Origin of the sequence: Kosakonia sp. R1.Fl (assembly GCF_023516815.1) — a bacterium.
Taxonomy (GTDB): domain Bacteria; phylum Pseudomonadota; class Gammaproteobacteria; order Enterobacterales; family Enterobacteriaceae; genus Kosakonia.
Genome location: NZ_JAMGSQ010000001.1, coordinates 3518074 through 3540054, shown reverse-complemented (window position 1 = coordinate 3540054; position 21981 = coordinate 3518074). Strand labels below are relative to the sequence as shown.

The window sequence follows — 21981 nt, the reverse complement described above, 5'->3', positions numbered from 1 at the left end:
TGAAAACAGATATTAACGCACTTTTACGTTAATTTAAAATATCATTCACAAATCAGCTCATATCGGTAAATATTATTTCATTGCTTTTTTAAATTAAAAAAAGCAGTGACATAATTTGTGTGGAATTAATAGCGACGAGATTTATTTTAAAGCAGAGAAATATCAAACGACTCCTGGAAAATTAAACGAAAATAAAAAAGCCCGCAAGATGAGTACCTGCGGGCTTTTTTGTTATTCAGACATCAGCAAAATGCGTTTTCGCCTCCTGTAAGGCAATTCGCAAATGATCGTTATTCTCGGTTAGCAGATCGCGCGCGCGCCAGGCATCCAGACCGGTCAGCACCATTAATATCGCCGTACGGCAGTTATGGTCGCAGCTCTCCAGCGCGCTTTTCGCTTGCTCGCGAGAGCACTGCGTCGCCGCCATCACCAGCGTGATTTGCCGCTCTGCCCAGTGCACACTGGTCGCCTGCACATCCACCCGCAGGTTGCTATAAACACGCCCGGTACGGATAGCAAGACCGGTTGCCAGCATGTTGAGGATTTGCTGCTGGGCAAGCCGCGCTTTCGGTTCGCTAAAACCACTCACCACCTCCGCGCCGCTGTCCGGTGCCAGCACGATATCCGCTAACCGGGCGGCTTCACTATCGTGACCCCGGCAAACCAGCGCGATGCGTGCGCCGAGCACCCAGGCGTGGCGCAGCGCGCCCCATGTCCACGGCGTTTTACCACTGACCGACAGCGCCACCAGCATATCGTCATGGCTAAAGTTGATGGCCTGTAAATCGGCAACCCCGCGTTCATAATTTGCCGCCGCCGCGTCACGCGCTTGCGCGTTAGCATTGATACCACCGGCCAACAAGCCGATAACGCCGTGACGCGAATCCGGGGCAAAACCTTGTGCGGTTTGTATCGCTGCCAGCCCGGACGCGCCCGCACCGATAATCACCACCCGGCCGGCGCGGTTCAGCGTCGCGCTGGCGTTATCCACCAGCCGGGCGATCTCCGGCAAACAGGCGCTTACCGCGTCGGTAACCTGTTTATCTTCCTCATTGATGAGCGTCAGCATATCCAGCGTGGCGAGCCGGTCGATGTCGGTCGTGCGGCGGTTGCGACGTTCCACTAGTGAACCGTTTGGCTTACTGCTCATACCCTGCTCCTTCTGAATGGTTCCACACTCACTATAAGGTTATTTATCTGCCTTACCTGCGAATGGGGTCACGCTTCACGGTTACACCGCGCATTTTGTGCTTCTCACGCCGCTTTAAGATTTTTACGCCTTCGGTGATAATAAATATATTGATGTGAATAATTGGGTTTGGCATGAAAGAGTTAGCGCAGCGGATAAAACCGCGCAAACGCCCTATGAAGCTCAGTACCACCGTGACGCTAATGGTATGCAGCGTTATCGGTTCGGTGTTGCTGCTGGCCTTTGCCCTGTGGTTCTGGCAAATCAGTAATGCCACGCGTGATGGGGTAAAAGAGACGGCGCTGGCCGTTGCGCGCACGCTGGCTGATTCGCCTGAAATCAAGCGTGGATTATTGTTGCCGCCTGACAGCAACGTGATCCAGCCGCTGACGGAAGCGGTCGCTGCCCGTAACGATCTGCTGTATGCCATTGTCACCAATATGCACGGCATCCGTTATTCGCACCCGAACGCCGGGATCATCGGGCAACACTTTATTGGCGAGGATCTTAACCCGGCGCTGAAAGGCAAAGAGAATGTCGCGGTGAATCGCGGCGTGCTGGCACCCGCATTACGCGTTTTTACGCCGGTATACGACGATGCCAACCAGCAAATTGGCGTGGTCGTGGTCGGGATCTCGCTGAGCAAAGTCGATCAGCAAGTCAGCCGCAGCCGCTGGGCGGTGATGTGGACGCTGCTGTTTAGCGCACTGGTGGGCTCGCTCGGCACCTGGCAACTGGTGCGCGTGCTGAAACGCATTTTGCTTGGCCTTGAGCCGCATGAGATATCGGCGCAATTCAAGCAGCGCCAGGCAATGTTACAGTCACTGAAAGAAGGGGTGATTGCCGTCGATGCTGACGGGCGCGTAACGCTGCTTAACCATGCCGCACGGCAGATGCTGCTGACCAACGCGCCAGATGGTGCCGCCGGGCACGGGCCGCTGCTCGCCGACCTGCTGGAAGTGCTGGAAACCGGCGAGCCAACCCATGACCGCGAGCTCGGTTGCAACGGCCTGCTGCTGCTCAGCAACACCGTGCCGGTGCGCAGCCAGGGGGTGGTGATTGGCGCGATCAGCACTTTCCGCGATAAAACCGAAGTCAGCCAGCTACTCCAGCGGCTGGACGGGATGGTGAATTATGTTGATGCGTTGCGCACCACATCGCACGAATTTATGAACAAGCTGCATGTTATTCTCGGCCTGTTAAACATGAAAAGTTATGACAAGCTTGAAGAGTACGTGCTGCAAACCGCGCAGAATTATCAAACCGATATTGGCGCTATTCAGCACCGGGTTAAATCACCGGTGGTGGCGGGTTTTCTGTTAGGCAAAATCAACCGGGCAAAAGAACGCGGTTTTACGCTGACGCTGGCGGATGAGAGCCTGGTACCGGATAACCCCAATGAGAAGCAAGTTACCGTGCTGGTGACGGTGCTGGGGAATCTCATCGAAAATGCGCTTGATGCCATGAGTAGTCAGCCGGAAGGCGAAGTGGGTATCCTGCTGCATTATCAGGATGGCTGGCTGACTGGCGAAGTGAGCGACGATGGTCCGGGCATTGCGCCGGGCAATATCGACGCCATTTTCCGCAAAGGATTCTCGACGAAAGGTGATAACCGGGGCGTTGGGCTGTTTCTTGCCAGCCAGCAGCTCACCGAACTTGGCGGCACGATCACCGTCGAGTCTGAACCCGGTGTCTTTACCCAATTTTTTGTCCATCTCCCCTGGGATAGTGAAAGGAAGAACGCGTGATAAATGTATTAATTGTTGACGATGATGCCATGGTCGCCGAGCTGAACCGCATGTATGTGGCGCAGATCGCCGGCTTTCAGTGCTGCGGCACGGCGTCGACGCTGCGCCAGGCCGAGGAGATGATTAACGATCCGCAGCGGGATATCGATCTGGTACTGCTGGATGTCTATATGCAGCAGGACAGCGGGCTGGATCTGCTCCCTATCATTCGCGCCAGCGGCCGGGCGATTGATGTCATTATGATCACCTCCTCCGCTGATGCGGCGACCATTCAGACCTCGCTGCACTATGGGGTGGTGGATTATCTGATCAAGCCTTTCCAGTTCCCGCGCTTTGAAGAGGCCCTGACGTCGTGGCGCGAAAAACGCAAGCTGATGAGTGCGCACCCTTATTATGAGCAGTCTGATGTCGATCGCCTTTTACACGGTGGCGCGCCGGAAGCCGCAGACACGCGCCGTCTGCCAAAAGGGTTAACCGCGCAGACATTGCGCACCATTTGCCAGTGGATTGACGCCCATCCGGGCATTGAGTTTTCCACCGATGAACTGGCGAATGCCGTGAATATTTCGCGCGTGTCGTGCCGTAAATATCTGATTTGGCTTGCCCAAATCAATATTCTCTACACCACCATTCACTACGGTGCAACCGGTCGCCCGGTGTATCGCTACCAGTTGATCGCCGATCAATACAGCTTACTTAAGCAGTACAGTCAGTGATCCGGTAGCTGTCGTCGCACGGCGTAAAGCGGAACTGACGCTGTGAAGAGAGGATAATGTCGCGGTTTTTGGTGACGAAAATCGCTTCAATATCCTCGCGCTGTTTCAGTAATGCGCAGCCTTTTTCCACACCGAGACCGAAGATAAGCGTGGTCCAGATATCACCGTCGAGTGAATCGCGGGAAATAATGGTCACGCTGTCGAGTTCGTTATCCAGCGGGTAACCACTGCGCGGGTCAAGAATATGGTGCCAGCGTTTACCATCCTGTTCGAAATAGCGCTCGTAGGTGCCGGATGTCACCACCGATTGGTTCACCACGTCTATCGACCCCACCAGCGCATCACCGGACGAGAAAGGCTTTTTCAGCCCGATAGACCAGCTACCTTGCGGTGTGCCCAGAGTTTGAACATTCCCCCCCAGGTTAATCAGCCCGTCGCGCACATCCTGCTGATGCAGGTAATCGCGCACCCGATCGGCGATAAAGCCTTTGGCGATTGCGCCAAGATCGATCTCCATCCCCGGCTGGGTGAGAAACACGCTGCTGTCGGCATCATTCAGCACCACATCCTGTGGACGGGTAATGCGCAGCCGCGCGGTTATCTCGTCGGCTGGCGGTACGCGGTCGCCTTTAAAGCCGATACGCCACAGTTTCACCAGCGGGCCAATCGCCAGGTTAAAGGCGCTGTCCTGTACCATGCTGGCGGCTTTGGCGCATTTAATCAGTTCATACACCGGACGGCTGACCGCCACCGGATGCTGACCCGCCGCGTGATTGATATCCATCACCTGCGAATGGGCGCGGTTTACCGTCAGCAGATCTTCGTAACGTTTGATAAGACCAAAAACGCGGGCGGCGAGCGCTTCGTTATCGGCAAAGAGTTTCAGCAGAATGGGAGAACCCATAAGGGTTGCAGAGTAGCTCCAGACACGGTTATCGGACATCGCACTCTCCTGATGGGCTAAATTGAACAGGCCTGCACAGTGGCAGGCCTGAAGTGTAGCACGTGGTTAGCCGCGTTTGGCGCGCATCGCCGCCTGGTGCCCCGCCAGTGAGCCGAAGATAATGATATCGGCCACGGCGTTCCCGCCGATACGGTTGCCGCCATGCAGGCCGCCAACCACTTCGCCGGCAGCATAGGCACCCGCGATAACCTGGTTTTCTGTGTTCAACACTTCGGTTTCAGTGTTGATGGTCACCCCGCCCATGGTGTGGTGCACACCCGGCGCAATCTGGATCGCGTGGAACGGACCTTCGTTGATCGGCGCACGCAGTGCGGTGGTGCGACCAAAGTCTTCATCGTGCTGTTTTTCCACAAAGCCGTTGTAGCGTTCAAGCGTGGCCAGGAAAGCGTGGTAATCGATACCCAGTTTATCCGCCAGTTCACGCGGCGAGCTGGCGCTGGTGACCAGGCCACGCGCGATATACTCGTCTGCCGCTTTGTTTTTCGCTCTGACATGCTCATCAAACACGATGTAAGCGTAATGTTCCGGCAGGGCGATGATTGCCGCCGAGACTTTATCGCGGGTCGACATTTCGTTAAAGAAGCGTTTGCCCTGCTGGCTGACGAGAATCGCACCGCCGCCGCGAATCGATTCGGAAATCAGGTACGAGGTATTTTGCTCAACGGTCGGGTGGATCTGAATTTCGCCCATATCCACAGTGCCCGCGCCAATACGTTCCAGCAGTGCGATACCGCCGCCGGTCGCGCCTTTATGGTTGGTGGTGACAAAACCTTCCAGGTCCGGACGGTATTTTACCACCATTGCGCTGTTGGCGCTGAAACCACCGGTCGCCACAATCACGCTTTTCGCTTCAACCACCACGCTCTCCTGCTCTTCGGTCAGCAGGCGCACACCGCGCACTTCACCTTTCTCGAACAGAATGTCGTCCACTGAAGTATCCAGCATTACATCAATGCCGCGTTTGGTAACGTTACGCACCAGGCCGCTAATCAGGTAGCCACCGACTGCCGATCCGTCGCGCGGGCGGTGCGTACGGTCAATGCTCATCCCGCCAGTGGTGGTGATGTCGTTAAGCATAATGCCGCGACGAGCCAGCCATTCGATGGCTTCTGGCGCATTCTCCACAAAGCGACGCAGCAGCGCTGGATTGTTTTTGTTACCGCCGCCTTTCAGGGTTTCCGCGTAGAACAGCTCTTTGCTGTCCTGAATGCCTTTTACGCGCTGGAAGCGGGTTTCCGCGGCGTTCATGCCTGCAGAGGCTTTAATGGTGTTACCGCCGATGGTTGGCATTTTTTCGACAATCAGTACGCTCGCCCCTTCGTCGTGTGCCTGAATCGCCGCCGCCAGACCCGCGCCGCCGCTCCCGACAACCACAACGTCATAGCGTTTGGGTTCCTGAGAGTCACTGCCCTCTTCCGCCGCCAGCGCTTTGCTGGATTTCACCATCGCTTTTGATACCGCTTTTTTCACCGCTTCGCTCTGGCTGGTTGCGCCTGAAATCGCGTCAACGTGCGGGCTGTTGGCCGTCAGGATGCGGCCACGGATCTCTTCAAAACTGCTGGTGAATTCAACGCTATCAACGGTACTCGAGGCGAGTTCGATATCGACGATGCGGTCTGTGTCGAGGCTGACATTGATAACCAGCTCGTTAGCGTCGTCCTGAACCGTTTCAGCAAAAAGACCTGGCTTAAATTTCGATGCGCCCATGCTCATATCGCGGATCATCGCTTCAACCAGCGAGAAGCGCCACAGCGGTTCCGGGATATTCAGCGCTTCACGCTGGGTACTATCAATGAACAGCTCCAGGGTTTCACCGTTGGCGATACGCGCCGTCCAGTCCGGATACGCGATGCACGCACGGCCTACCGCAATCAGGTCATAGCCGTGATCCAGCCCCTGCTCAGCGTCGGCGGCGTTAACGATACCGCCAACACCCATCACCGGCACCTGCGCCAGCGTTGCAGAACGCATGGCACAATATTTTTTAATCAGTGGCGTCGGATCGCTGGTGTCGTTAATGGAAGGACGCAGCGCCGCACCCAGCGAAAAGTGCAGGTAATCAACACCGCGCGCCGCCAGTTTTTCCAGCAGGAACATGGTGTCATCAAAACGGATGCCGGGCACTTCCAGCTCTTCCGGCGAGAAACGGTAACCGATAATAAAGGCGTCATCGGCATACTGACGCGCCATTTTATGGGTGATGTCCAGTACGGCCAGCGGGAACTTCGCGCGGTTGTCGCGGCTGCCGCCCCACTCATCATCGCGCTGGTTGGAGTTTGGCGAGAAGAATTGCTGGATAAGATAAGTATTCGCACCGTGAATTTCGACACCGTCGAACCCGGCCTGAATGGCGCGGCGCACGGCGTCACCAAATTTACCGACCATCCCTTCCACTTCAGCGGTGGTCAACGCAACCGGGGTGGCCGCACCATCACGCGGGGCGGCAATAGCGCTCGGACCAACCGGCGTACGACCGCCAATCAGCTTCGGTTCGACCATGCGGCCGCCGTGGTAAATCTGCAAAATCGCTTTTGAACCTTCGGCTTTAATCGCCGAGGCAATTTTTGCCAGACCGGCAATTTTCTCGTCGTTATCAATACCGATAGCACCCGGAAATGCCAGACCGAGATCGTCGACAAAACAGCATTCAACAATAATGGTGCCGATACTTCCGGCGCGGGCGCGATAATATTCCACCAGTTCACTGCTGACAGTGCCGTCAAAATAACCTGTGCAGGTGGTCATTGGCGCCATTAACAAACGGTTTTTCAGTTCTGCGCCATTCGGCAAGGTAAACGGGCTGAGGATGCGTTCGTTGCTGGTCATAATTAAACTCCAAATCTAAAAATTAAAAACTTTGAATTCGGTGACGGATTTATTTTTCGTTCTGTTTTTTTAATCCTGATGTCGTGTATTTAATATACCGTGAATTTTAATTACCAAATTAATTACGTTAGTTATAAAACTATTTAACCACCCTAATAACAGAGCTACCTCCAGCGTATTATCATTTTTAAATATCGCGTTCACAGCATATTAATTACCGGTAACATTACGATTACTTCACACTTTTCCTTTCCAGCTTTATTCGAATAATAAAATAGATAACTATTATATAGTTAAAAGAAATCTCCTCGTTAATGAGAGTTATTATCAGCACCATCTTTTAACATTTGCGGCAATTTTGTGAAATTAACCACATAATACTCTGTGGGTATTCAGTTTATTAAAAAAAGTGTCGTTCGTTTCGTTTTCTTGATCTCAATCAAGAGTATTCGCCAATGGAAGAGCAATATATAAATACGCTCAGATTTTTATTTAATGCGATTGAATTTGCGTTAAACAACACATGCCAGAATGTGAAAAGTCTCAATAAAAAATTAAAGTAACTTTTGAAACTAAAATAATCATAGATTCACTTCCGCGCATGACCGAATTTTTAACTACTTGTAGATGCTCACTATGACAGAGAAAACAACAACCCCACCGTCTGCTCCTGCAGCCAGTGCAAAAGCCGGAAATAAAAACCGCCTGATAATGATGGCGTTGCCGATTATCGTGGCAGTGCTTCTGCTGTTTGTCCCGGTGCCGGAAGGTTTACCGCCGTTTGCCTGGCACTACTTTGCTATCTTCGTTGGTGTGATTGTCGGCCTGATTTTCGAACCCCTGCCGGGTGCGGTTATCGGCATGACCGGCGTGGTGGTTATCGCGCTGTGTAGCCAGTGGCTGCTGTTCAGCCCGGAACAACTGGCCGACCCGAAATTCAAACTTGCCGGACAGTCCTTTAAATGGGCGGTAAGCGGTTTCGGTAACTCCACCGTGTGGCTTATCTTCGGCGCGTTTATGTTTGCCGCCGGTTACGATAAAACCCAGTTTGGTCGCCGCCTGGCGCTGATTCTGGTGAAATATCTTGGCCGCCGCAGCCTGACGCTCGGTTATGCCATTACTTTCGCCGACCTGCTGCTGGCCCCGTTCACACCGTCAAACACCGCGCGCAGCGGCGGGACAATCTACCCGATTATCGCCAACCTGCCGCCGCTGTACGGTTCCAAACCGAACGATCCAAGCGCGCGCCGCATCGGTTCTTACCTGATGTGGGTGGCGATTACCGCAGCCTGTATCACCAGTTCTATGTTCCTTTCCGCACTGGCACCGAACCTGCTGGCGCTGGCGCTGGTGAAAAGCACCGTTGGCATTAACATCTCCTGGGGTAGCTGGTTTATCGCCTTCCTGCCGCTGGGCGTGCTGTTGATTCTGACCATGCCGCTGCTGGCTTACTGGTTCTACCCGCCAGAAGTGAAAGTCAATGACGAAGTGCCGCTATGGGCCAGCCGCGAGCTGGAAAAACTGGGCAGAATGTCACGCAATGAAATCCTGCTGCTGGTGTTTGTCTGCTGTGCGCTGCTGATGTGGATCTTTGCCGCCGACTTTATCGAGCCTGCGCTTGCCGCGCTGCTGGTGGTCGTGCTGATGCTGTGGACCGGCGTGTTAACCTGGAACGACATCACCAGCAACAAACCGGCATGGAACACCTTTGTCTGGTTTGCCACGTTGGTTGCGCTGGCCGATGGCCTCTCCACCACCGGCTTTATCGCCTGGTTGGGTAAAGAAGGCGGCCTGCTGATGAGCGGTATCTCTCCGGGGATGGCGACCATCGCTCTGCTGCTGGCGTTCTACCTGCTGCACTATCTGTTCGCCAGCACCACTGCGCACACCACGGCGCTGCTGCCTGCGATGCTGACCATCGCGGCGACAATTCCTGGCATCAATATGGAAGTGGTGGTTCTGGTTCTGTGTACCTCGCTCGGCGTGATGGGCATCATCACCCCGTACGGTACTGGCCCAAGCCCGATCTACTACGGTAGCGGCTACCTGCCGACCAAAGATTACTGGCGTCTGGGCACCATCTTCGGTGCTATCTTCCTGGCCGCCCTGCTGTTGATTGGTTATCCGTGGATCACCATGATGTTCTGATTCGTAACCGCCGGGCATTCCCGGCGGTTTTATTTTATGGAGTAAAGAGCTATGTCGAACAAACCCTTTGTTTATCAGGACCCGTTCCCGCTGGCGAAAGACGATACGGAATATTATCTGCTGAGCCGTGAATATGTCTCCGTCGCCGACTTTGACGGCCAGCAAGTACTGAAAGTCGAGCCGGAAGCGCTGACGCTGCTGGCACAACGCGCGTTTCATGACGCGTCTTTTATGCTGCGCCCTTCCCACCAGAAACAGGTGGCGGCCATTCTGCATGACCCGCAAGCGAGCGAAAACGACAAATACGTTGCTCTGCAATTCCTGCGTAACTCCGAAATCGCCGCTAAAGGCGTGTTGCCGACCTGCCAGGACACCGGCACGGCAATCATTATGGGTAAAAAAGGTCAGCGCGTGTGGACCGGCGGCGGCGATGAAGCCGCGCTGGCGCGTGGTGTTTATAACACCTACACCGAAGACAACCTGCGTTATTCGCAGAATGCGCCGCTGGATATGTATAAAGAGGTCAACACCGGCACTAACCTGCCGGCGCAGATCGATCTCTATAGCGTCGATGGCGACGAGTATAAATTCCTCTGCATCGCCAAAGGCGGCGGTTCAGCCAACAAAACCTATCTCTATCAGGAAACCAAAGCGCTGATTACGCCGGCGAAGCTGAAAAACTATCTGGTTGAGAAGATGCGTACCCTCGGTACGGCAGCCTGCCCGCCATACCATATCGCCTTTGTGATTGGTGGTACGTCTGCGGAATCCACGCTGAAAACGGTGAAACTGGCATCAACCCGCTACTATGACGGCTTGCCGACCGAAGGTAACGAGCATGGTCAGGCATTCCGCGATGTCCAGCTTGAACAAGAGCTGATGCAGGAAGCGCAGAACCTTGGCCTTGGCGCGCAGTTCGGCGGTAAATATTTCGCTCACGATGTCCGCGTGATCCGTCTGCCGCGCCACGGTGCCTCCTGCCCTATCGGCATGGGCGTCTCCTGCTCCGCCGACCGTAACATCAAAGCGAAAATCAACCGCGAAGGTATCTGGATCGAGAAGATGGAGCACAATCCGGGGCAGTATATTCCGGAAGAACTGCGCCAGCAGGGTGAAGGCGATGTGGCGAAAATCGACCTCAACCAGCCGATGAAAGCGATCCTCGCGCAGCTTTCTGCGTTCCCGGTTTCAACCCGTGTTTCGCTGAACGGTACGATTATCGTGGCGCGCGATATTGCTCACGCGAAGCTGAAAGAGCTGATTGATAACGGCGAAGAGCTGCCACAGTACGTGAAAGATCACCCGATCTACTACGCCGGCCCGGCAAAAACGCCAGAAGGTTATGCGTCCGGTTCACTTGGCCCAACCACCGCCGGGCGGATGGACTCCTATGTGGATCTGCTGCAATCGCACGGCGCGAGCATGATCATGCTGGCAAAAGGCAACCGCAGCCAGCAAGTGACCGATGCCTGTGCCAAACACGGTGGTTTCTATCTGGGGAGTATTGGCGGCCCGGCTGCCGTACTGGCGCAGCAGAGCATTAAGAGCCTCGAATGCGTGGCTTACCCGGAACTGGGTATGGAAGCGATCTGGAAAATTGAAGTGGAGAACTTCCCGGCGTTCATTCTGGTGGACGATAAAGGTAACGACTTCTTCCAGCAGATCCAGAACAAACAGTGCGCCGGCTGTAACCAGCGTTAAGTAAGATGTGAAAAACCCCCGGCGGAGTGTCCGACCGGGGGTTTTTTATTGCGCGAACATCAGCGGGTAGCGTCGGGTTTTAGATACTGCAATGCTTTCCGCCGCGCGCTATTCATCCTCGCTAACCACCAGCAGCGCATAAAGCGTGGCGATGTAACGGGCAGGCTGTTGCTCTTTATAACTGAAGATAACCAGCGTTTTCCCCTGCCCGTCTTCACAGCTATGCACAGAACATAAAAGCGAACCCTCTGGCGCAGAGTAACGCGTATAAGCCTCAGGATTGAAGGTAATGGCTTTGATTCTTGCTGCCACCGCGGCCTGGATGTGCTCTGGCAGCCGGGCAAAATCCCCGCTCTGGTAGAGATCCGTCTCAATTGGCGTCTGGCAACGCGGACAAATCAATTCGACAGGTTGATTAAAAAAGCGCGTTTCCACGCCATCGTGCAGCATCACGCGTTTCTTAATAAGTTTGTCGATTTTCATCGTCGTCACCCTGCGCGAAAAATTGAAAATTCAGGTCGCCCTTCAGTCATTTCCAGTGCTGATATTAATGGCCCGCACTTTGCCGCCGGTGACATCGAAAGCGATATTTTTGTGCGCCAGTGAATACATAATCCACTCTTCGCCATCGCTGTTATCGGTTTCACCCGCGCCATACTGCTCAATCACACGCTGTTTCGCATCTCCGGGCGCTACACCACGCGCGGTATGCAATGTGGGAGAATGCAGCGTTATCTGCCCGATGACATAACTGTCGACGCTTTTGCCGCGCTGCTGCCAGTCAATATTGGTGCTGTAGATATCAAAGCCCGCAAAAATGTGGCGGTAAAATTTATAGTTTTCCTCGCCAAACGGCACTTCGCCGACAAAATCTTCGCTGGTTTGTTTCCCGAGCGCCGTCAGCAGATTGCGATCCCACTCCTGCCCCAGGGTAATAGCCTGTTTATTGATTTCCACGCTGAAGTCGTTTTCCGTCAGCGGCGTTTGCGCCGCCTGGGCAGAAAAAGCAAACAGCAGCGCAAAAACAGGGAATATTCGACGCATTAACCTTTCCATAGTCAGTCAAAAGAAGCGCTATTTAAGCCAGCTACCCGCCTGGTTGACAAGCGTTTTACCCGCCTGCGTCACCACCAGTTTCGGCGGGTTGTAATCGACAAGATAAAGCACATCGCCATTACGGAATTCTGCGCCAATTACGCGGTTTGCATCATCCACCCGCGTTTTACCGTGCAGGCTAATCTGCTGGCTGTCGCGGTTTCGCGCACCCGTATAAAGCAGATCATCGCAAGGCGTGGTAAACGCGCCGCAATTATTGCGGATCGCAATCATAAAATTATCCGTGCGGATAATTTTCGTCGTCGCGCCAGCGTGAACGGTCTCTTTAACCAGCGCGTAATTTTCCGGGGCGTAATAATCACCGTGTTCAGGCGGTTGCGTCAGATGCCACGCCAGCTTGTCACCATTAATAACCAGCGCGGCTTTGCCGTTTTTACCGCCAAAGCTCGAATCAAACGTAACGATGGCGGTATTATTTTTCACCTCGCCGCGCAGGTTATCCTGCTGTTCATCCGGGCAATCAATGCGGTTGCCGCGCTGAGTAATAAAGCAATACGATCCGCTGAGCCTGTTATTCTGCTGAGCTAAATTCAGCGTTAATGTGGATTCGTTGCTTTCACTGCCGTGCCACTGCCCGGAAAAATCAGTTGCTGAAGCAGCGCTGGCGCACCAGGAGAGCAAGAAGCTCGCAACGACAAAATAAAGCCGCTGCTGAGTTGAATGAATAGCGTGCATAACGTGCGTCTGTTCCTTTTCAGCATCACAGAAAATGAGTTGATTCTTAAGGCCCGTAAAAAAACATCAAGGTCGACAGGTCGTCAAGATCCGCTTTCGATAACGTATTTTTTTCCATGCGATCGTACTGGTAGATAATCCCTTTCATGGGAATGGTCGATGGATGTTCTCTGGCCAATGCCATTAATGTTTCAACATCTGAGGTATTTTTGAGCGCTCTGCTGAGGAATTTGCACAGTAACGCTTCGCCCTCTTCACGGGTTAACAGATCCATGCGCATTTTCTCATACGGTTAATTCAGCAGCAAAAAGCTGATGGCTGAAATAATTACCCTCGATAACGCCATCAGCGCATCTCTGTTTTGCAGTACTATTACCTGCGCCTTTGGAACGCACGGTGACAGGCATGCGAATCTACTCATGCGCTTTCCAGATACCTTTTTCATCGAGGAGGATTTTATTGTTTTGTATCACGGTTAAGCTGTTATCAATTTTACTCAGCAGATAAGTGGTGGTGCCGTTTTTAAAGGTGTAGGTAATAACAGGGCAGACTGGCTGTTCACAGGATTCCCGCACCGCAAAGCCGTGCAGATTGACTTCGGCCCGATCATTTTTACGCACGCCGTAGTACGTTGCTTCGTCACAATTCGCGCCGTTACTACACACCGTGACCACTTTTATCTTAAATTTAGGGGTTTCAAAAAAATCGACGAAGGTTTCAGCCGTTTGATTAACCGCAGGCGTGCTAAACGACACGTCCTGAAAGCGGCTAACCCATTGTTGCAGCGCGTCAGGAATGCGTTTTTCGCCTGTGTTGCTTTTATAGTGAGCAACCGATGCCGCTGGCACTACCCATGCGGCAGAAAGTCGACCATCCGGATAAATAACAAATGCGGAGGCATTTTCCAGATAGAGATCTTTCAGCCAGCCTTCCACGAATAACCCGCCATCCGCAGTGTGTCGCGGTTCGCCATAGACATCGAAATTGCCTGCAAACGCAGCGTAATCTGCCCCCAAGACATTTTTTAACGACGCCTGCACCTGCTTATCCATGGTGATATTTTCGACCGTTTCGAGCGTGTCAAAATGGTTAATATCAATAACCGCAGCAGCGTTAAATGAAAAAAAAGAGAACAAGCAAACGAAAAGGATCGACAAACGCACGTTGCCAGTAAAAAGATTTCGCATAAAGTTAATTCACTTCCTAATTAGCGCACTTTAAACTCAGGAACCGGGACTTCACGATGTTTGTATTTATCATAATTGTCGCGCATATCTTTTGCTAACGAGACCATTTCATGAAAATCGCCATATCGACTTAACTCGGCATGGTCGAGAATAAAACATTTTTGCACATCCCACATACTGTTACAGGGCCAAATCATGCAAATAAGATATTTATCGTCGCTTTGCAAAATAAAGAAATCGCCCTTTTCTTTATGAATAACGTTCACTTCAGCCATAACTACTCCTGATAATTCTATAAAACAGCAAAGCTGAATATGCTAAAAAGCATCATCAAGATAATTTTTTCTTTACTGTCATGTCGATAAATCAAAAATAAGGGCTCAAAATTTCAGCAAGCGAGTCCAGTGGGAATGGAATTTCTGAATAGAAGCTAACAGACTTTATATGCGTCTGATTTTTATTGTTTGATGGAGTAATTCTGTTGTTCCATTCGAAAGATAATTACACATCAAAATCATCTGGATACAGCAAAGCCAGCCTTTTTTGTTTCTCATAATAATTTTTATTAATTTGGTGCGGCAACTGTACCTTTAACCCCTTTCGGATCTGAGAGGCAATATAAAAGGCATCAGTCAATCGTTCAAAGAAAACCTCATCTGAAGATTCAAATTCTTTTGCAGCATAGATACCAAAAGTCAGCTCGCGTAACTTACTTTTATCTTTCTCTGTACCATTTACCACATCCTTTAAATATTTAAGCTGCGCAGCGATTGACTGATACATTGGCACAACTGAATTTTCTGTTTGATTATTCTCTATGTCCTGACATCTTTTAGTCGCAAGGTTTAATGCTTTCTCTATATATTCAGATGCTGTCAGTTCAGGCATTGGATACTCGTTTATATGCATAATAACTCGTTGCAAATTATACCTAAAATTATTCTATTCTCGTTAAAATTACGCCAGCAAAGATAAAACTTATTAATTACATTAAATTATTAAACTATAATTGCTTCTCATCTAATTAATTTTCTTTTAAAGGTATATTATTAACAATAAAACGGCCCATATTAAAATTAATATCAAAATCCACCACTATGTTATCGGCCTACCCTAAGAGTTAGAGTGGCAAGTCTAATTAACAAAATCAATGAAGAAATACATCTATGAAATATATGTTCATTTACTGCATAAGAAAAAATAGTCATGCACGATTACTGAAAGCCTGTTGCGACGTTATATTGAGCCGCTAATTTATAAGTTATTGAAACCGCAATCTTTTCAAATAACGGTTAACTCACTTAAATAAGCTTTTGGATAATAACATTTAATGATTTCCAGGATCGTATCTCGTTCTTGCTCTTCAATTAGTTTTCCGTTATCCCAGCGCTTAATGCTTTTTTTACTTAACATTGCATCTCGTGCAGAAATTGTGCAAATTAGTGCTCTGTCATTTAACTGAAAGTATAGCCCTTCACCACGATAAATTGTTTTAAGGCGAATTACACCATAGGTTTCATCTACAAATTCGGAAGCAGAATCATCATTTTTTAATTCTTGAAGATAAGTGAGTTCGTCGCTATTCACTTCATCCCTCTATTATAGAGTCCGTGGTATGTACTTAACAGTAGAGTAAGAATACCAAATATTCTCTCTGCTAAATAGGCTGCTTCATGCAACTACAAAACTAGCGAATAAAATATCCACATTGGCATAGGTCCTTTACTTAATTAGCGACGGTAATGGCATACAATCTCAGCAGTCTGATTATGTGGATCATATGACGCATCTATATCACCCCATTTTTTTTGGAGCGGTAATAAATGATTTGTTTGCTCCTGAAACCAAGCTCTTAGATTTTTAGTCAATTTCCCATCAACTTTTTTTTGTACGCCATAAAATTTTTGAGTTGGAGCTAGTAACCAACCTTTCAGAGCAGCGGTTTCAACGGAAAACCCATCAAAATAAATAATAACAGTAACTTTTTCTTTTTTATTTTTCTGGTTAATATCTATAGTTGTTCGATAGTTAAAAATCATATCATCTACTTTGGGAAACCATTCATCCCATAAAACATTTTGCGATAGAATGTCTTTCTTTGCCATATGAGGTGAAAGGGTTAAATTTTCATTAACTTCTAATGTTCCAGTATCACTATCAAAGTTCATTTCACATTCCTAATTTAAACGGAAGGCCAATTGGTTCAAGCACGGTTTTATAGTTTGATATAAAATATTGCGTCCCGTTTCCTTGACCAAAGATAGTCGTATCCTGAGCTAAAGCTTTTCCTGTTCCAGCAATCGCAACACGTTTAACACGATAGGCCTGGATCTGACCACGATAGCCAAAGTCACGATGTGGTAAAACTTGTAAACTTTGCCACAATTTACTCCTGCTTCCACCAGCAGCATCAAGAGTTGCCTTATCGAAATAGAACCCCGACTGCCCCGGTGTACCACCATAAATTATCTCACCTTCTTTCAGCATGGTATTTGACCATGAATCACGACCTTTATACGCTCCATGCCCTTGCCATTGTCGACCAAATGCGGCCTGATTATGGTCATTTGCTTTTGTCGGCTTACTCGGTTTACAAGACCTTCTCAACCCCCACGGGTCCACCCAGCCCTGCGCATTCGGCGCATACTGGTAAAGATTGAGCCCACCCGCCAGCCCTATCGGGTCCTGCTGGGTAAAGCGCCCGCAGTCGGGGTCGTAATAGCGGAACAGATTGTAGTGTAAGCCGGTTTCGCGATCCAGGTACTGTCCCTGCATGCGCAGGTTCTGGGCATATTCTGGTGCGCGCAGCGGTGTTTCATGCAGCAGTTTACCCCACGCGCTATTCTGCCCTTCCCAACGCAACTCCCCTTCCGCGTCGGTGAGACGCTCCGGCGTGCCATTTGGCTGATTATGGAACCAGTAAATGTCCGGGTTGGTAATACCGTCGATGCGCGCCAGCGGATCGAAACTGCCTTGATCGCTGTAAACATAGGTCAGCGGCACATCGTCGTGAATTTCCTGTAATAGCCTGAAACCGTCCCAGACGAAACGCGTGGTAACGCTTTGCCCGACCGGCTGGCCAGCGCGCATCTGGCGGCGTGTTTTGCTGATGCGTCGTCCCAACGGGTCATAACGAAAACTGACCTGCACCTGCGGCTTATTGCGGTCACGCGGCTGGCTGATGACCTCCGTCAGCCGGTGTTCGCCATCATAGCGATAGCGCCAGCGTATCTGACCGTTATCTTTCTCCACGGTACGACCGTGGATGTCATATTGCCAGCGGATACCATGCAACTGCGTGACGCGGTTGTGACGCACGGCATGCTGCACCGTTGTATCGACAGGGTTGCTCGCCGCATCCCAGCGCCACTGCTCCTGCCCCGGCAGAGTACCGTCCTGCGTCAGCAAGCGCCCGGCATCGTCATATTTCCAGCGATACCAGTTAAACGGATTATCGTCCCGTTCTTCGCGCACCAGGTTATTGCGGTGATCGTAATCCCAGCGGCGGGACCAGCGGCGTGGTGCCGGACGCTGCGCGTTGCCGCTAAAGACGTCTCGTCGATGCAGGCGTCCAAGGCGATCGTAATCACTGCGGGTGGTAAGCAGCCCTTGCGTGCGGCTAATTTCCCGGTGCAAGGTGTCGCGGCCAAAATCACTGATCGGCAGGTTATCCAGCGCAATGCTCAACAAATGCCCGCTGCCGTAATAGAACTGTTTCAGCTCACGGCCATCCGGCAACTGTAGCGAGGTACGATTACCCAGCACATCGTAACCCCAGCCGAGTGTACCGTTTTCCCCCTGCTCACCTATCACGCGTCCCAGCGCATCGAAAGTAAAGTTTAGTTCCTGCTCCGCTTCGGCGCTCCAGCTGTTTTCATCAAGCGCGGGATGCAGGCTAATGCGTTCAGGAAATCCCGCAGCAGACCAGCGCCAGCGCGTCTGGCCTTCCGGTGTGGATCGCGCGAGCAACAGTCCTGCCGCGCTCCAGCTAAAACGGTGGGTAATCGCCTCAGGGTGCCCGGCGGCAAATGTGCGCGACAACGTGCGTCCGCAGGCATCGTAGGTATAGCGGCTGACAACACCATCCAGCCCCTGCTCTTCCAGCAACAGGGAATCCGCCCCCCAACGGAACTGGTAGGCTTCCCCGTTCTCATTATGCAGGGCGACCAGGCGGCCACGGCTATCCCAACTGCGGCGGATCTCTTCCCCAAGATGGTTACGCGTCGCCACCAGCCGTCCGGTGTTGTCATAACGAAACGTGCTGCGGCTGCCATCCGCCGCTTCATGTTCTGTCGGCAACCCCTGTTCGTTCCAGCGCAGCGTTTCCAGCCAGCCTTCTGCCCGCTCAAGCTGCACCGGGCGGCCTGCGGCATCATAGTGGTAACGGGTTTCTTCCCCGTCCGCCGCCTGCACCGCCACCAGCCAGCCGAGAGGATGGTAGTGATAACGAGTGAGATGCCCGGAACAATCTGTTTCGCGGATAACCTGACCGGCATCGTTGTACTCCATGCGACGACTGTTACCTGCCGCATCCACTTCTTCGATAACCTGACCAAACTCGTCGCGATGCCAGAGAGTGCTCTGCCCCAGCGCATCCACGGTGCGCGCCAGACCAAAATGTGGATCGTAAAAAAAGCGTGTTGTACTGCCGCCAGGTTCGGTTATTACCGCTGGCAACGCGCGATTTTCCAGCCACTGGGTGGCGCGTTCATTGCCGTCAGCATCAATCTCCTGGACCCGGTTGCCCATCTCGTCATAAACGAAGGTCATGGCATTGCCGAGCGGATCGATACGACGGGTTAATTGCTCGTTGTCGTCCCATTCGAAACGCCAGCTCTCACCGCGCTCATCAACGAAACGTACAATCAACCCCTGCGGGTTCCAGAAATGCTGGCGCGTCTGACCGTCATAGTGCGTAACGGTGGTTAATCCGGCATCGAGATCGTAGGCAAAGCGGCAGCCGTCTCCGGTATTGGTACGGTTTTCAATGACGCGCCAGTGATCAAACATCGCCCAGCGGTATTCGCTTTCCAGCCCGCCTGCAGCGCGGTGCCAGACCATCAGGCCGTCATCGTTATAACGATACTCGCGCGTCACGATCCCGCTGGCATCGGTTATCGTTGCCAGTTGACCGCGCCCGTCGTAATGCCAGCGCATCAGCAGCCAGTGGTGTTCGCCATCAAAATGGCTGGCGGAGGTCACACGCTGCGCAAAACGCGCGTCGTCATAAGCGAACGTCACATCAATCGCGCAGGGCGCATCATGAAGCCGTACCAGACGTCCGTGCTCATCCCAGCCGGTTTCCAGCGCGTTGCCATATTCATCACTGAGCGAGGCAAGGCGCAGGATCGCCGGGTTGGCGCGGGTGGGTTTGAATAAACGCCATACCGCGCCGTCATCATCAGCAATGGCGACATCGCCATTATCATTGCGCCGGATGATCACCCCTTCACTGATGCTGTACATCGCCTGATCAACCGACGGCAAAGTGAAACGCAATTCACGCCCGGTTTCGTCAAACCAACAGGCTTCATCGCCCGTCAGCACCAGATAACTATCAAAAACGGTTGACCAGCCCAGACCAAACAGCCCGGCGCGTGACGTCAGGCTGTTATAGCTGCGCTGCAACAGCAGCGGAAAGCGCCCCGGCAGTGAGAAATCAAGTTCCTGCTCGTCATTAAGCACTTTCACACCGGTGGCGGCATGCACCGGGTGCGATGAACCAAAGATCGCATTCACCGCCATGTCCGCTAACATACCGCCGCCTGCGGATGCCAGCGCACAGGGCATATTTTTTAAAATTTTGCCGGGGCGTCCACGGATAAGCGACAACGCGATCATCGCCACCGCTAAACCGGGCAATTTGCCACTTTTGATATCGCGCACCGTCAGGGTTTCGCCGCCAATGATCACATTCGGCGAGACATTATCGGAAACGGTGGCTTCACAGGTGGTTTTGTCTTTCGCGCGAACGGCTGGCTGGCCGTTGATAAACACGCTTTTCGACCCCTGGGCCAGATATTGCGGCCCGGAGTGCTTCTTGCAGGCCACTTTGTCCTGCTCCAGCGGCGACGTACCAGCGTCCGCCGAGCCGACGGTCGGCTGCCACATTTCGTTGCCAAAATGTTTTGCTCCGGCAAGTAGCATGCCGGCGTAATCGGCGAAACTGGCGGGCGATTGCGGCTCGGCAGGCGGTGTATCCGCAGGGGTTAACGTTCCGGCGGCTCGCGCTGCCAGCTTGTTATTGGTCAACACGTTGGACGAACCGGTAACGATTTTACCCGCAGGCGACGGCGGGAAAAGCGCATCGCCAAGGCTATTGGCCATATTGCTGATGTCGTCGGTGATCCCGGCGACGTTAGCGAGGATGCCACCAACAATTCCGCTCAGCAGGCAACTGGAACCAATCGCCGCCACACTCGCAGCGGCGGCACCGGCACCCAGTAAAGGCGCAGCAGTCGCCGCCGCAAACGCCACCGCCGAACCAATCGCCGCATAGGCGACCCCTTCAGCAACGATACTGGTGATATCGGCGAAAACGCTCGAGTGAATGATTTCATCGCCCTGACGGGCCGCGTGTTTGTCGCTCATGCTACCGATTCCGTTATTCGTGCAGCGTCAGACTGTGTTTGATGGCGTCCCAGCGCTCGCCGTCTTCATCGGTAAAGGCGCGCAGTGCCGAAAGGGTAAAGATCATCACTACCGCCGCGCCCGGCGCCTGAACGGCAAACTGTTTTTGCCAGATTTGCTGACCGTTACGGGTAAATACCGTTTCCACTTCCACCGCGCGGGTTTTGTTGTCGCGGCCAACGAGAATGCGCGCGAATTCGCTCTGTGCGATGTCGCCCATTTGCGTGCGCAGCACGTCCCACTGGCGATAAAACTCTTTCTCAAAATCGCTGCCGTCCGGGATCGGGCCGCGACTGACGATCAGCGATAAGCCACTCTCTTCATCGCGAAGCATGGTCATACTGGTGTCCTGCCAGCCGGCAGGAAATAATGAAAAGGAACCTTCCTGGAGGGTGTATTGCATAAGTTAATCCTGAAAATTCCTGAGGGTCATATTTTTTAAATAAGAGGGTTGGGCATAAGGAAAACCAAACCCGATGGCGTTACCCCGTTCATCAAGTGGGGTGATCCAGGAGAAAGTTTCATCCTCTGAATGCCCGTGCGGCACATCAATTAACTTTAATTGTGGGTAGGTTTTCCGGACGTCCTCTAACAAAATATTTGCATTCGCAACATCATAAGAAATGATATAAACCTTTCCCGGATTGTGCAGATCAAGACGGACTTTTATATTTCTGATTTCAATACCGCCGTCAATCGTGAACGGTTCTGCTTTTAAACTCTCCGCAATATTGGGATCTTCACGCACAAATCTGCCGGGGACAATTGCATCCAGTTTTTCTGCATCTTGTCCTACTGTATTTTTAAGCTGTGTAGCAAAGTGCCATAATGATTGCACTTTTATATTATTTTCTTCTGCGCATGAATAAAACGAGGAGAATAAAGTTAATGCCATTACGATTATTTTAATGAGGTGCTTTACCTTGCATATAGTCATCGTACATTTTCCCGTCATGGTCTTCATAAACTTCATCGGCAGTTGAACTGGATGCAATTTCCCCCCTGCGGTAGATCTCTCTGCAGCCGAACGGCATCTGGTGATAGAGAATGATTTCGTAGCCGCTGAAGGGCTGATATTCGG

Annotated in this window: 19 protein-coding genes; 4 read left to right on the top strand and 15 right to left on the bottom strand. The window is 52.0% G+C overall.

Annotated elements, in window-relative coordinates:
* Positions 1-235: 235 nt before the first annotated feature.
* Positions 236-1150 (bottom strand): N-acetylmuramic acid 6-phosphate etherase, encoded by a 915-nt coding sequence (locus M8Q36_RS16765; protein ID WP_249881632.1) that lies wholly within the window; start codon positions 1148-1150, stop codon positions 236-238.
* Between the two features lie 173 nt (positions 1151-1323).
* Between M8Q36_RS16765 and M8Q36_RS16760 the strand changes: the two genes are divergently transcribed.
* Entirely contained in the window at positions 1324-2937 is a 1614-nt protein-coding gene (locus tag M8Q36_RS16760; protein ID WP_016495699.1) for a sensor histidine kinase, read from the top strand.
* On the top strand, positions 2934-3653 hold the full coding sequence (dcuR, locus tag M8Q36_RS16755; RefSeq protein WP_016495698.1) for a two-component system response regulator DcuR: 720 nt from the start codon (positions 2934-2936) through the stop codon (positions 3651-3653). The genes M8Q36_RS16760 and dcuR overlap by 4 nt, the downstream gene beginning before the upstream one ends.
* On the opposite strand, the gene M8Q36_RS16750 is transcribed toward dcuR, so the two are convergent.
* Together M8Q36_RS16750 and M8Q36_RS16745 are read right to left on the bottom strand one after the other, a co-directional pair.
* Complete coding sequence (locus M8Q36_RS16750) at positions 3634-4596, bottom strand: FAD:protein FMN transferase (RefSeq protein ID WP_249881631.1); 963 nt, start codon at positions 4594-4596, stop codon at positions 3634-3636. The genes dcuR and M8Q36_RS16750 overlap by 20 nt on opposite strands.
* 66 nt (positions 4597-4662) lie before the next feature.
* Positions 4663-7443: a flavocytochrome c gene (locus M8Q36_RS16745; RefSeq protein WP_249881630.1), complete on the bottom strand. Its 2781-nt coding sequence runs from the start codon at positions 7441-7443 to the stop codon at positions 4663-4665.
* Positions 7444-8079: 636 nt separating this feature from the next.
* Between M8Q36_RS16745 and M8Q36_RS16740 the strand changes: the two genes are divergently transcribed.
* Both M8Q36_RS16740 and fumA read left to right on the top strand, forming a co-directional pair.
* Entirely contained in the window at positions 8080-9591 is a 1512-nt protein-coding gene (locus M8Q36_RS16740) for an anion permease (RefSeq protein WP_071925190.1), read from the top strand.
* 51 nt (positions 9592-9642) lie between these two features.
* Positions 9643-11292: a class I fumarate hydratase FumA gene (gene fumA / locus M8Q36_RS16735; RefSeq protein ID WP_249881629.1), complete on the top strand. Its 1650-nt coding sequence runs from the start codon at positions 9643-9645 to the stop codon at positions 11290-11292.
* Between the two features lie 108 nt (positions 11293-11400).
* Here the strand turns inward: fumA and M8Q36_RS16730 are convergent, their stop codons facing one another.
* From M8Q36_RS16730 to M8Q36_RS16675, 12 genes are all read right to left on the bottom strand, one after another.
* Positions 11401-11775 (bottom strand): hypothetical protein, encoded by a 375-nt coding sequence (locus M8Q36_RS16730; protein ID WP_249881628.1) that lies wholly within the window; start codon positions 11773-11775, stop codon positions 11401-11403.
* A gap of 42 nt (positions 11776-11817) precedes the next feature.
* Positions 11818-12336, bottom strand: coding sequence for a hypothetical protein (locus tag M8Q36_RS16725; protein WP_249881627.1), 519 nt, complete (start codon positions 12334-12336; stop codon positions 11818-11820).
* Positions 12337-12366: 30 nt separating this feature from the next.
* The gene (locus M8Q36_RS16720; protein WP_249881626.1) at positions 12367-13083 is read right to left on the bottom strand and encodes a hypothetical protein; all 717 of its coding nucleotides are present in this window, start codon (positions 13081-13083) and stop codon (positions 12367-12369) included.
* A 46-nt stretch (positions 13084-13129) separates the two neighbouring features.
* Entirely contained in the window at positions 13130-13357 is a 228-nt protein-coding gene (locus M8Q36_RS16715) for a hypothetical protein (RefSeq protein ID WP_249881625.1), read from the bottom strand.
* 139 nt (positions 13358-13496) lie between these two features.
* Positions 13497-14270 carry an Ivy family c-type lysozyme inhibitor gene (locus M8Q36_RS16710; RefSeq protein ID WP_249881624.1) on the bottom strand — a complete coding sequence of 258 codons (774 nt, stop codon included), beginning with the start codon at positions 14268-14270 and terminating at the stop codon, positions 13497-13499.
* A gap of 20 nt (positions 14271-14290) precedes the next feature.
* Positions 14291-14545 (bottom strand): hypothetical protein, encoded by a 255-nt coding sequence (locus M8Q36_RS16705; RefSeq protein ID WP_249881623.1) that lies wholly within the window; start codon positions 14543-14545, stop codon positions 14291-14293.
* Positions 14546-14771: 226 nt separating this feature from the next.
* A complete protein-coding gene (locus M8Q36_RS16700; RefSeq protein WP_249881622.1) occupies positions 14772-15158 on the bottom strand; it encodes an immunity protein Tsi6 family protein in 387 nt (128 codons plus the stop codon).
* A 393-nt stretch (positions 15159-15551) separates the two neighbouring features.
* A complete protein-coding gene (locus tag M8Q36_RS16695; protein ID WP_249881621.1) occupies positions 15552-15857 on the bottom strand; it encodes a hypothetical protein in 306 nt (101 codons plus the stop codon).
* 143 nt (positions 15858-16000) lie between these two features.
* Positions 16001-16438: a hypothetical protein gene (locus M8Q36_RS16690; RefSeq protein WP_249881620.1), complete on the bottom strand. Its 438-nt coding sequence runs from the start codon at positions 16436-16438 to the stop codon at positions 16001-16003.
* 1 nt (position 16439) lies between these two features.
* On the bottom strand, positions 16440-20861 hold the full coding sequence (locus M8Q36_RS16685; protein WP_249881619.1) for an RHS repeat-associated core domain-containing protein: 4422 nt from the start codon (positions 20859-20861) through the stop codon (positions 16440-16442).
* 13 nt (positions 20862-20874) lie between these two features.
* Positions 20875-21303, bottom strand: coding sequence for a DcrB-related protein (locus M8Q36_RS16680; RefSeq protein ID WP_045509739.1), 429 nt, complete (start codon positions 21301-21303; stop codon positions 20875-20877).
* 3 nt (positions 21304-21306) lie between these two features.
* Positions 21307-21864, bottom strand: coding sequence for a hypothetical protein (locus M8Q36_RS16675; protein ID WP_249881618.1), 558 nt, complete (start codon positions 21862-21864; stop codon positions 21307-21309).
* Between the last annotated feature and the right edge of the window lie 117 nt (positions 21865-21981).